8 protein-coding genes are annotated in these 12496 nt (G+C 62.6%); 5 read left to right on the top strand and 3 right to left on the bottom strand.

Annotation, left to right across the window (positions count from 1 at the left end; all coding sequences use genetic code 11):
- Positions 1-58 precede the first annotated feature (58 nt).
- The 4 genes from K5Y35_RS10870 (at position 59) to K5Y35_RS10855 (ending at position 3513) form a co-directional block, all read left to right on the top strand.
- Positions 59-769, top strand: a complete 711-nt coding sequence (locus K5Y35_RS10870) for an ABC transporter ATP-binding protein (RefSeq protein WP_123463742.1) — start codon at positions 59-61, stop codon at positions 767-769.
- Position 770: 1 nt separating this feature from the next.
- The gene (locus K5Y35_RS10865; protein ID WP_123463740.1) at positions 771-2036 is read left to right on the top strand and encodes an ABC transporter permease; all 1266 of its coding nucleotides are present in this window, start codon (positions 771-773) and stop codon (positions 2034-2036) included.
- An 11-nt stretch (positions 2037-2047) separates the two neighbouring features.
- Positions 2048-2566 carry a DUF3299 domain-containing protein gene (locus K5Y35_RS10860; protein ID WP_123464141.1) on the top strand — a complete coding sequence of 173 codons (519 nt, stop codon included), beginning with the start codon at positions 2048-2050 and terminating at the stop codon, positions 2564-2566.
- 248 nt (positions 2567-2814) lie between these two features.
- The gene (locus tag K5Y35_RS10855; protein ID WP_222834209.1) at positions 2815-3513 is read left to right on the top strand and encodes an OmpW/AlkL family protein; all 699 of its coding nucleotides are present in this window, start codon (positions 2815-2817) and stop codon (positions 3511-3513) included.
- 356 nt (positions 3514-3869) lie between these two features.
- On the opposite strand, the gene K5Y35_RS10850 is transcribed toward K5Y35_RS10855, so the two are convergent.
- Both K5Y35_RS10850 and K5Y35_RS10845 read right to left on the bottom strand, forming a co-directional pair.
- A complete protein-coding gene (locus K5Y35_RS10850) occupies positions 3870-4802 on the bottom strand; it encodes an NAD-dependent epimerase/dehydratase family protein (protein ID WP_222834208.1) in 933 nt (310 codons plus the stop codon).
- A complete protein-coding gene (locus tag K5Y35_RS10845; protein WP_123463735.1) occupies positions 4795-5679 on the bottom strand; it encodes a sugar nucleotide-binding protein in 885 nt (294 codons plus the stop codon). The genes K5Y35_RS10850 and K5Y35_RS10845 overlap by 8 nt, the downstream gene beginning before the upstream one ends.
- 279 nt (positions 5680-5958) lie before the next feature.
- On the opposite strand from K5Y35_RS10845, the gene K5Y35_RS10840 reads away from it, so the two are divergent.
- Positions 5959-10245, top strand: a complete 4287-nt coding sequence (locus K5Y35_RS10840) for a DEAD/DEAH box helicase (protein WP_222834207.1) — start codon at positions 5959-5961, stop codon at positions 10243-10245.
- 49 nt (positions 10246-10294) lie between these two features.
- Here K5Y35_RS10840 and K5Y35_RS10835 read toward each other — a convergent pair whose 3' ends face one another.
- On the bottom strand, positions 10295-12388 hold the full coding sequence (locus K5Y35_RS10835) for a mechanosensitive ion channel family protein (RefSeq protein ID WP_222834206.1): 2094 nt from the start codon (positions 12386-12388) through the stop codon (positions 10295-10297).
- Between the last annotated feature and the right edge of the window lie 108 nt (positions 12389-12496).

Genomic DNA, 12496 nt, shown 5'->3' with positions numbered 1-12496 from the left:
TTTCGCGAGCAAGCTCGCTCCCACAGGGGTTATGCGTTCACCTCATGAAACTGGTGCCATGACCCAAGCACTTATCGAACTGTCCGACCTGGGCTTCAACTGGCCCGGTCACCCGCCATTGCTGGACATTCCGGCGTTTCGTCTGGAAGCCGGTGAAACCCTGTTCCTCAAAGGCCCCAGCGGCAGCGGCAAGACCACCCTGCTCGGCCTGCTCGGTGGTGTGCAAAAGCCCGGTCGCGGCAGCATCCGTCTGCTCGGCCAGGAGCTGACCGAGCTCTCCGCCGGCGCCCGCGATACGTTTCGCGTCGACCACACCGGCTACATCTTCCAGCAGTTCAACCTGCTGCCGTTTCTCTCGGTGCGCGAGAACGTCGAACTGCCCTGCCACTTCTCCAAGCTGCGTGCACAGCGGGCGAAGCAACGTCACGGCAGTGTCGATCAAGCCGCTGCCACATTGCTCGCGCACCTGGGTCTGAAAGACGAAAGCATCCTCGGCCGCCGCGCCGACTCGCTGTCGATCGGCCAACAGCAACGGGTCGCTGCGGCCCGCGCCTTGATCGGTCAACCGGAACTGGTGATCGCCGATGAACCGACCTCGGCACTGGATTACGACGCCCGGGAAAACTTCATTCGTCTGTTGTTCGCCGAATGCCGCGAGGCCGGCTCGAGTCTGTTGTTCGTCAGCCACGACCAGAGCCTGGCGCCGCTGTTCGACCGTCACCTGTCCCTGGCCGAGCTCAATCGCGCCGCCACGTCTGCCGAGGTCTGAGATGTATCTGTTTCGTCTGGCCATGGCCAGCCTGGCCAACCGCCGCTTCACCGCCCTGCTCACCGCGTTCGCCATTGCCCTGTCGGTGTGCCTGCTGCTCGCCGTCGAGCGCGTGCGCACCGAAGCCAAAGCGAGTTTCGCCAGCACCATCAGCGGCACCGATCTGATCGTCGGCGCCCGCTCCGGCTCGGTGAACCTGCTGCTGTACTCGGTGTTCCGCATCGGCAACGCGACCAACAACATCCGCTGGGACAGCTTCGAACACTTCGCCAGCAACCCGAAAGTGAAATGGGCGATCCCGATGTCCCTCGGCGACTCGCATCGCGGTTATCGGGTGATGGGCACCACCGAAGCGTATTTCGAGCATTACCAGTACGGCCGCCAGCAACACCTGGCCCTGGCCGACGGTCGTGCATTTGCGACTGATCCCTTTGAAGTGGTGCTCGGTGCCGAAGTCGCCGAAGCGTTGCATTACAAGCTCGGCGACAAACTGGTGCTGGCCCACGGCGTGGCGGCAATCAGCCTGGTCAAGCACGACGACAAACCATTCACCGTGGTCGGCATTCTCAAGCGCACCGGTACCCCGGTCGATCGCACACTGCACATCAGCCTCGGCGGTATGGAGGCGATTCACATCGACTGGCACAACGGTGTGCCGGCGCGCGGCGACGGGCGCATCACGGCGGATCAGGCGCGCAACATGGACCTGACGCCACAGGCGATCACTGCGTTCATGCTCGGCCTCAACAGCAAGATTTCCACCTTCGCCCTGCAACGCGAGATCAACGAATACCGTGGCGAGCCGATGCTGGCGATCCTCCCGGGCGTGGCCTTGCAGGAGTTGTGGAGCCTGATGAGCACCGCTGAAAAAGCGCTGTTCGTGGTCTCGTTGTTCGTCGTGCTGACCGGGTTGATCGGCATGCTCACGGCGATTCTCACCAGCCTCAACGAACGTCGCCGGGAGATGGCGATTCTGCGCTCGGTCGGTGCACGACCGTGGCACATCGCAAGCCTGCTGGTGCTGGAAGCCTTCGCCCTGGCGCTGACCGGGGTAATCGCCGGACTCGCGCTGCTATACATCGGCATCGCTGCGGCACAGGGTTATGTGCAGGCCAATTACGGACTGTATCTGCCGCTGGCGTGGCCGAGCGAGTATGAATGGACCCTGCTCGGTGGCATTCTGGCGGCTGCGCTGCTGATGGGCAGCGTGCCTGCCTGGCGCGCCTATCGCCAATCCCTGGCTGATGGCCTGTCGATCCGTTTATGAGGATGTTCACCATGCCCCGCGCCGTGCTTGCGCTGCTGTTGCTGGTTGCCCTGCCCGTGTGGGCAGCGGCGCCGAAAGACCTGACCTGGTCGGAGATGATTCCGCCGGACGCCGCGCCGGAAGTGCCGAACATGACGCCTCTGCACGACCTGTCCAAGATGAGTGATGCGCTGTCCGCCGAGTCGGCGCCAGCAGCGAAGCAGGACATGCCGAATGCGCCGGTGGTGCAGGCACTCGACGGGCAGAACATTCGTTTGCCGGGTTACATCGTGCCACTGGAAGTCAATGAAGAGGGACGCACCACGGACTTTTTGCTGGTGCCGTATTTCGGAGCGTGCATCCATGTGCCGCCACCGCCGTCGAACCAGATTGTGCATGTGAAAAGCGAGTTGGGCGTGAAGCTCGATGAGCTGTATCAGCCGTATTGGGTCGAGGGACCGTTGCAGGTCAAGGCCTCGAGCAGTGAACTGGCGGATGCCGGGTATCAGATGGATGCCGACAAGATTTATGTGTATGAGCTGCCGGAGTAATTCCCGGTAGTTTTGTGCTGTTGCAATGACCCCTTCGCGAGCAAGCTCGCTCCCACAGGTTTCGATGGTGACCATAAATTTTGTGGTCGACTCGATCAGTGTGGGAGCGAGCTTGCTCGCGAATGAGCCTTCAAAGGTTCCGCAAAAACCCGCCCCTTCACTGTTTCATTGAGCTGAGTCAAAAGACCGTATCAGTTGGCTTCATACCATAGGACATCAGACATTTTTAACGTCCTTTTGGAGCTCCCATGAACAAGTCCTTGCTCAGCGCCTCGCTGTTTGCCCTCGCGCTCGCAGCCCCGCTCGCCCACGCCCACGAAGCCGGCGACATCCTCATCCGCGCCGGTGCGATCACCGTCAACCCGAAGGCCGACAGCTCCAACGTCAAGGTCGATCAGGGTCCGTTGAGCGGCACCAATCTGGGCGGCAAGGCGACCATGAGCAGCGACACCCAACTGGGCCTGAACTTCGCCTACATGCTCACCGACCACGTCGGTCTCGAGTTGCTGGCGGCCACTCCGTTTGAACATGACGTGAAGCTCAAAGGCACTGCATTGCCTGCGGCCAACGGCAAACTCGGCACCCTGAAACACTTGCCGCCGACCCTCAGCGTTGTCTACTACCCGCTGGATTCGAAGTCGCCGTTCCAGCCCTATGTCGGCGGCGGCATCAACTACACCTGGATCTATGACGAGCACGTCGGCAGCGAAGCCAGCGCCAATGGTTTCAGCAACTTCAAGGCGAAAAACTCCTGGGGTCTGGCCTGGCAGGTCGGCGCCGATTACATGCTGACCGACAACATCATGGTCAACGCCCAAGTGCGTTACATCGACATCGACACCCGTGCCACCGTCGAGAACAACGCGGTGGCGCCGGGCACACGCGCACGGGTGAACGTGGATGTCGATCCATTCATCTACATGGTGGGTTTGGGCTATAAGTTCTAAGTTGAGTTATCGAACGTTCACGTGGTGGTGAATGAGGCTTGGTGGTGAGCAGGCATTGAACTGACGGCGACCGCACGCAGTTGATCGGGGGACAACATCCCCTTGCCACAGGGATAGCGAGATTATTCCGGCCGTGAAAAAGGCGCCTGTCAAAGGGCGCCTTTTTCATGTCCGCTGGAAACCTCTGGCGTGAGCTGGATCTCCCCCTCACCCCAGCCCTCTCCCGAGGGAGAGGGCGCCGATTGGTATGTTCTTCAAACCTGCGCTCGACTCGGTATCCCGCGTCGGCGTAACTCGAAAGACTGCATCGGTCAGTCCCCTCTCCCGAGGGAGAGGGTTAGGGTGAGGGGCGCTTTTCAGGAGCGACCAAGCAACCGTGCCAACCCCACGCTCATCGGCGTCTGCTGCGGCATCTTGAAGCGCTCCAGCAAGCGAGCATTATTCGCTCGCGAGTGGCGGATATCACCGGAGCGCGCCGGGCCGTAGCTGATCGGCGGCAGCTCCCCAACCACCGCCTGCAGGGCGTCAAGCATCTGCTTGAGGCTCATCGACTGATTCCAGCCGACGTTGACCGCACCGACTGCCACTTCAGGCTTTTCGATCGCCTGTACCAGCAGATCGACCAGGTCTTCGACATAAAGAAAATCGCGCGTCTGCTCGCCATCGCCAAACACGGTGATGGGCAGGCCTTTCTGCGCACGTTCGCTGAAAATGCTGATGACCCCGGAGTACGGTGAGGACGGGTCCTGACGCGGGCCGAAGATGTTGAAGAAGCGGAACACCACCGGCTCCAGACCATGCTGGCGACGATAGAAATCGAAATAATGTTCGCCCGCCAGTTTGTCGGAGGCGTACGGCGTCAGCGGGGCTTTGGGCGTGTCTTCATTGATCGACTCGCCCTCGCCGTTGTTGCCGTATACCGCCGCACTGGAGGCGTACAGCACGCGTTTGACCCCGGCCAGGCGCATGGCTTCGCAAACGTTCATGGTGCCGATGAAGTTGCTCTGATGCGTCTTCACCGGATCATCCACCGATGCCTGCACCGAGGCCACGGCCGCCAGGTGGGCAACGGCACTGCAACCTTGCATCGCCCGGGCGACCAGCGCCGCATCGGCCACGTCGCCGACAATCAGTTCAACCCTGGGGTTATCCAGCGGCAGGTTGCTGCGCTTGCCGGTCGACAGGTCGTCGAGCACTCGTACCGAATACCCGTGGGCGAGCAAGGCGTCGGTCAGGTGCGAGCCGATGAACCCGGCTCCACCCGTGATTAAAACAGTCCCTTCAGCCATGACGGTAAAACCTATCCAGTAAGGCCGGGAGCGCGGCGCGCCAGGCGCGCGGCTTGATCCCGAAGGTGTGCAGAATTTTTTTGCAGGCGAGCACCGCGTGTTGCGGCTCCTCGGCGGCATCCGGACGCGCGGCGTGGGCCTGGGCGGTCGGCGCTTCGATGGCCAGGGCATGCAGGCTGCGTGCTTCGGTCAGAATTGCCTGGCCCAGCGCCAGCGGTGTGGTCGCTTCATGACCGGCGTAGTGATAAGTCCCCCACAGCGGCGCCGCGCAATCGAGTTGCTTGAGCACGGAAATGATCACCCGCGCAGCGTCATCCACCGGTGTCGGATTACCCCGACGATCGTCGGCCAGCAACAGTTCTTCCGGCTGTTCGGCGCGAGCAAGGAAGCGCCCGAGAGTGCCGTCGGGGCTGTCATCGAGCAACCAGCCAAATCGTAGCAAAACGTGTTGCGGGCACGTGGCGCGCACACTTTGTTCGATCCGCCACAAGGCCTGACCGCGCAGCCCCAGCGGCACCGGTTCATCCTTTTCGCTGTATGCGGTGGCGCGCGAACCGTCGAACACCCGATAACTGGACGGCTGCACAAGGATGATGTTGTGGTGCTGGCACAGTTCGGCCAGCCGCTCGATGGCGCGTTCCTGCCCGGCCATACGGCTTTCGCTGACGGTTTCGGCCTGGAACCAGTCGAAATAGTAGGCGAGATTGATCAATGCATCGGGACGGGTGTCGTCGAGCAGTTGTGTCAGGCTCGCGGCATCCCAGCCGTCTTCTGGCGGGCGGGGGGCGAGGAAACCGATGTCTTCCTCCGCACCGAGGCGAATCAGCGCCTGCCCAAGGGCATTTCCGCCGCCCAGTAACATAAGGCGCATTCGCATAGAGTCAGCAGGCCCAGTCTGATTGGAACGATGGCTTTAGCGACGGGACTTGTGGAACCGTCGTCGATAATTGCCGGAATCGTTGCATTTTGCGGGTTTAGTGCGCAACCGTCATCCGTAAAGTGCAGATCACCGGGATTTGTGCCATGGCCACTGGCCTCATCGCCGGCCAGCCAGCTCCCACAGTCTGGGTGTGCGCCGCGATCCCTGAGGCCCTGAAGATCCGCGCAGATCCCGGCGGTACTTGCATCTTGCAGTCGCCGCCCGCATAACTTAAGCATGAATCTGCCCATCCCCAAGGACGTGGCCCTGGCAGGCTTTCACCCCGCCGTCAGCGCCTGGTTCAGCAAGACTTTCCCGACGGTCACCGCCGCCCAGGCCCGCGCTTGGCCGTTGATCCGTCAGCGCCGGTCGACCCTGATCGCCGCGCCCACCGGCTCCGGCAAGACCCTCACCGCGTTCCTCGCCGTGCTCGACGACCTCGTCCATCGTGGCCTGGAAAACCCCGACGGCCTGCCCGACGAAACCCTGGTGGTGTATGTCTCGCCATTAAAAGCGCTGTCCAACGACATCCGCATCAACCTGCAAAATCCATTGGCCGGGATTACCGGGCAATTGCGCCAACTGGGCCTGCCGGAGCTGGAAATCACCACCGCCGTGCGCACCGGTGACACCCCGCAAAAAGAACGCGCCGCCATGCGCAAGCACGCGCCGCACATTCTGGTGACCACCCCGGAATCGCTGTACGTGCTGCTCGGCTCCGAGTCCGGGCGCAAAATGCTCGGCACCACACGCACGGTGATTGTCGATGAGATCCACGCCATGGCCGCCGGCAAGCGCGGCAGCCATCTGTCCCTGAGCCTTGAACGCCTGCAGGCGCTGTGCGCCGAACCATTGACCCGCATCGGCCTGTCCGCCACGCAGAAACCGGTCGAGGCCGTGGCGCAATTTCTGGTCGGCCATGAGCGCTCCTGCGAGATTATCGACATCGGCCACGCCCGTCCGCGGGACCTGGACATCGAAGTGCCGCCGGTGCCGTTGTCGGCGGTGATGGCCAACGATGTCTGGGAACTGGTCTACGATCGCCTCGCCGAACTCGCCCGCGAACACCGCACCACACTGATTTTCGTCAACACCCGGCGCCTGGCCGAACGCTTGAGCCGGCATCTCAGCGAACGCCTCGGCAAACAGGCCGTGGCGGCGCACCACGGCAGCCTGGCCAAGGAGTTCCGCCTCGACGCCGAACAGCGGCTTAAGCGCGGCGAACTGCAAGTGCTGATTGCTACCGCGTCGCTGGAACTGGGCATTGATATCGGCGAGGTCGATCTGGTCTGTCAGATCGCCTCGCCGCGTTCGATTGCCGGTTTTTTGCAACGGGTCGGTCGTTCCGGGCACCAGGTCGGCGGCACGCCCAAAGGTCGCTTGTTCGCCACCACCCGCGACGACCTGATCGAATGCGCCGCCCTGCTCGACTGCGTGCGGCGCGGTGAACTCGACACGCTGCACATCCCCGAAGCGCCGCTGGACGTGCTGGCCCAGCAGATCATCGCCGAAGTCAGTTGCCAGGAATGGCCGGAGGACGCCCTGCTGGCGATGTTCCGCAAGGCCTCGCCGTATCGCCATGTCGACGAAAAACACTATCAGGCCCTGCTGACGATGCTCGCCGAAGGCTACAACGGTCGTCAGGGCATCCGCAGCGCTTACCTGCACCGCGACGCCGTCAGCCGCACTTTGCGCGGACGACGCGGGGCGCGCCTGACCGCCGTGACCAGCGGCGGCACCATCCCCGACAACGCCGATTACAGCGTACTGCTGGAGCCGCAAGGCCTGAGTATCGGCAGCGTCAATGAAGACTTCGCCGTGGAAAGCATCGCCGGTGATGTGTTCCAGCTCGGCAACACCTCGTACCGCATCTTGCGTGTGGAAACCGGCAAGGTGCGCGTCGAAGATGCCCACGGTCAGCCGCCGAGCATTCCGTTCTGGCTTGGCGAAGCGCCGGGGCGCAGCGATGAGTTGTCTGCGGCGGTGGCGCGCCTGCAAGCGACCCTCGACGACTTGCTCGGGGCCCGCCCCGGCGATCTGCAACCGGCCCTCGACTGGCTGACACAAACGTTAGGACTGAACGCCGCCAGCGCCGAACAACTGGTGGACTATCTGGCCCGCGCCCGCCACACCCTCGGCGCCCTGCCCTCGCAGGACACGCTGCTGATGGAACGGTTTTTCGACGAGTCCGGCGGCACCCAACTGATTATCCATTCGCCGTTCGGCAGCCGCATCAACCGCGCCTGGGGCCTGGCCCTGCGCAAGCGTTTCTGCCGCACCTTCAACTTCGAACTGCAGGCAGCGGCCAGTGAAGACGCGATCGTATTGTCGCTGTCCACCAGCCACAGCTTTGAGCTCGATGACGTCTGGCGCTACCTGCACAGCAACAGTGCCGAGCACCTGCTGATTCAAGCGGTGCTGGATGCGCCGCTGTTCGGCGTGCGCTGGCGCTGGAATGCCGGGGTGGCGCTGGCGTTGCCGCGTTTTACCGGCGGACGCAAGGTCGCGCCGCAATTGCAGCGAATGAAGAGTGAAGACCTGATCGCCAGTGTATTTCCCGACCAGATTGCCTGCCTTGAGAACCTCGCGGGTGAGCGGGAGATTCCCGAGCATCCGCTGGTCGAGCAGACCCTCGACGACTGCCTGCATGAGGCGATGGACAGCGAGGGCTGGCTGACCCTGTTGCGACGCATGGAGCAGGGCGACGTGCGTCTGATCAGTCGCGATCTGCCGGCACCCTCGCCATTGGCGGCGGAAATTCTCAGCGCCCGCCCCTACACCTTTCTCGACGATGCGCCGCTGGAAGAACGCCGCACCCAAGCGGTGATCAACCGACGCTGGAGCGATCCGCAATCGACCGATGATCTTGGTGCACTGGATGCCGACGCCATCGTCGCGGTGCGCGAAGAAGCTTGGCCGACGCCGAATTCTGTGGATGAAATGCACGAAGCGTTGATGAGTCTGGCGTGCCTCAGCGATGCAGAGGCGCAGGCCAATCCGGGCTGGCGGGAATGGCTCAATGCACTGGCCGCGAGCGGTCGTGCCTGCCACTTGCAGATCGTTCAAGAGCATTCGCTGTGGCTGGCACGCGAACGCCTGACGTGCCTGCAAGCGCTTTATCCACAGGCCACGCTACTGACCCGCGTGGTGGACTTGCCCGGCTTCGATAACGCCTGGACCTTCGACGAAGCACTGGTCGAAGTGATCCGCGCACGGCTCGGCGCGTTCGGCCCGCTGCCGTTGCCCGCCATCGCCGAACCGCTTGCGCTGCCCGCCCCTCAGGTCCAGCTAGCCCTCGCTCGACTGGAACGCGAAGGGTACGTGCTGCGCGGCCAGTTCACCCCGGGACTGACGCACGAGGAATGGTGCGAGCGGCATCTGCTGGCGCGGATCCATCGCTATACGGTCAAGCGCCTGCGCCGGGAAATCGAGCCCGTGGCGTTGCAGGATTTCATGCGTTTCCTGTTCGACTGGCAGCACCTCTCGCCCGCCACGCGCGGTCAGGGCAGCGCAGTGTTGCCGACAATCGTCGGCCAGCTCGAGGGGTATCCGGCGGCGGCTTCGGCCTGGGACAGCGACATCCTCCCGGCGCGCCTCAAGGACTACTCGCCGACATGGCTGGATGATCTGTGTCGCAACGGCAAGCTGGTGTGGACGCGCCTCAGCGCCCGGCAAAAAACCAGTGGCACGGCATTGCGCAGCACGCCGATCGTATTGCTGCCACGCAGTCAGGCCGGACTGTGGAGCGCACTGGCCGAGCAGACGCCGGCCAGCGAACTGTCAGCGAAAACCCAAAAGGTTTTTGAAGCCCTGAGTCAGCACGGCGCGCTGTTTTTCGATGAGCTGATTCATGAAGCGCACCTGCTGCGCACCGAACTGGAAACGGCCCTGCAGGAACTGGTTGGCGCTGGCCTGGTGAACGCCGACAGCTTCGCCGGCCTGCGCGCGCTGATCACCCCGGCGAGCAAGCGCCAGCAGCGCAGCAGTCGACGTGGACGCGGCGCGTTCGTCGGCGGCATGGATGATGCCGGGCGCTGGGCATTGCTGCGGCGCGGGCAGGCTGTGGATAACAACGAGACCCTGGAACACGTCGCCATGACCCTGCTGCGCCGCTACGGCGTGGTGTTCTGGCGGCTGCTGGAACGCGAAGCGGACTGGTTGCCGAACTGGCGGGAATTACTGCGCACCTTCCATCGCCTGGAAGCCCGTGGCGAGATTCGTGGTGGACGGTTTGTCAGCGGTCTGGCGGGAGAGCAGTTTGCCCTGCCCGAGGCGATTGCGCTGTTGCGCGAAGTACGACGGCGGCCGCATGACGGCAGTTTGATCGCGGTGTGCGGGGTGGATCCGCTGAACCTGACCGGGACGTTGTTGCCGGGGGTGAAAGTGCCGGCGCTGGCGAGTAATCGGTTGATCTATCGGGATGGTTTGCCGGTGGCGGCGGAGATTGCCGGTAAGCAGCAATTTTGGCTGGAGCTGGATCAGATCGCCATGGAACAGGTGCGCGGCAAGTTGATCCGGCATTGAGGGTGTTTGGGCTCGCGAAAGGGCCGGCACAGCCCCACAAAATCTTGCATCAAGTCCGCGATTCCTGCGGCAACTCAGTCGCCACCAGCGCCCCCTCCTCCTGCCTTTTGGGCAACAAAATCTGCTGTGGATAAGTCTGCGCGAAATGCACCACCGGGCTGTTATCCACAAGCTTCTTCAAACGCTGGTTGAATGCTCGGCTCACTGCATATTGCCCACCCGACACGGTACGGAACTGCGCTGTCAGCACCACGCCGTTCAAATCCATCTTGTCCACGCCAAACACATCCAGCGGGCCTTGCAGGTTGTACTTGAGGAATGGGTCTTCGCGGATCGAATCGCCGGTCTCGCGGATCAGCTCGATCGCCTTGTCCACGTCCGTGTCGTAAGTGAATTGCACCGAGAAAAACGCAAAGGCAAACTGCCGCGACTGATTGGTCACAGCCTTGATCTGGCCGAACGGCACCGAGTGCACAAAGCCTTTGCCGTCACGCAGGCGCAGGGTGCGGATGGTCAGGCCTTCGACCGTGCCGGCATGCCCGGAATCGAGCACCACCCAGTCACCGATCGACAGGGTGTCTTCGATGATGATGAACAGCCCGGTGATCACGTCCTGCACCAGTTGCTGCGAACCGAAACCGATGGCCAGACCGACCACCCCGGCACCGGCCAGCAATGGCGCCACATTGATCCCCAGATTGGCCATCGTGGTGATCGCGCAGATCACCACCAGGATGATTTTGATCGCGTTGCGCAGCAGCGGCAGGATGGTTTTTACCCGGGTGCTGGGCTGGCGCGCCCCGCGCTTGTTAAGCGGGGGTTTCAGGGCTTCCTGAATCGCCGTGTCGAGCACCACCCACAACAGCCATGTCACCAGGAAAATCAAACCGATGCTGCTCAAGGCGTTGCTGATGGCCCGGCCGACCGTGCTGCTCTGGGCGAAATCGAGCAGTGACACGCCCCAGATCCGCCCGAGAATATCAATGAACGCGATGGCGATGACGATCCGCAGCAACGCGTGCAGCAGGCTGAGAAAACGCTCCTTGTAGGCGCTGCGGCGCTGGATGGCTTCGGCCTTTGGTGACTTGAACAGGTGCTGCAGAATCGTGCTGAGGAACACCGTGCCGATCAGCAGCACGGTGGTGAGCAACGCGCAGCGCAGGGCTTTCTGGTTGTCCTCACCGATGCCGATCAGATTAATCGCCGACACCAGCACCATCAGCACAATTGGCCAATACCACAACCCCGAGAAAATCCGCAGCGACTCCTGCAACGACGGTTGTTTCAGGCGTTGCGCCAGCGGTCGGTTGCGGATCAGGTGCGCCACTGGCCGGCGCAGACGAATCACTAGCAGGCCAAAGATGATCGAAGCGATCAGCCCGGTGAACACCGCGACGCTGCTGGTGATGTTGCCACCCAGTTGCCGGGCGATTTGCGGGCTGGTCAAGGCGTCGCTGAGGGCCGCGAGGAAACCGATCAGGAACAGCGGGGGCGGACAGTAATTGCGGATGATCCGCGCCGCCGGGCGCTTATGGCCGACGTTGAACATCACCACGACGCACAACAGCATCGAGGTGGAAAAAATACCGCTGCTGGTGGCGTAGGCCAGACACAACGCCAGTGCACGCCCGACCGAGGCTTGCAGAAAATGGCTGACGTACAGGGTCAAAGGCAGGCAGATCAGCGCCGGCAGCGTGTACGGCAGCAGATAACCGAGCAGATCCTGACTGCGCTGGCGCGTGCGTAACCAGCGGCCTTCGCGCAGGCGTTTGGCCAACAGACTGCCAAGCACGGTCAGCAGGGCAAACGCGCCGAGCCAGACACCGGACAACATCAGGAAATCGCCGGCGACACTCCAGCCCGAGCGATTCGAAGGGTGGTTGACCAGTCTGTCGACTTCATCCGCTGCCCGATCGGCACGCAGGCGCCAGGCATCGACCAGATGTTCATTGAGATCGAGTTTGTCCTGCACATCGTCGATGCTGGAACTGATCGCCCCGAGCAGACCGCCCTGCACAATCGGTTCGGCTTTGGCCGGTTCCTCAGCGGTGGCCGGAACGCCCGGCAGCACGGCGGCTTCGAGTTCGCTGGCGCCAAGAAACAGCAGTGCTCCCAGCAAAATGGCGATCCTGAACTTGATCAAAACTCCGCTCTCCCGATGGCTGAACCTGTAAGGAACTGATCGGTGAATGGCGGACAAGTTCGGTTTTTGCCTGAATCCTCATTGTCAAATCCCGCATTCCCCTGTGGC

This window comes from Pseudomonas sp. SC3(2021) (assembly GCF_019856535.1).
Taxonomy (GTDB): Bacteria; Pseudomonadota; Gammaproteobacteria; order Pseudomonadales; family Pseudomonadaceae; genus Aquipseudomonas; species Aquipseudomonas monsensis.
The sequence above is the reverse complement of the archived record's forward strand: the minus strand, read 5'-3'. Positions and strand labels throughout refer to the sequence as shown.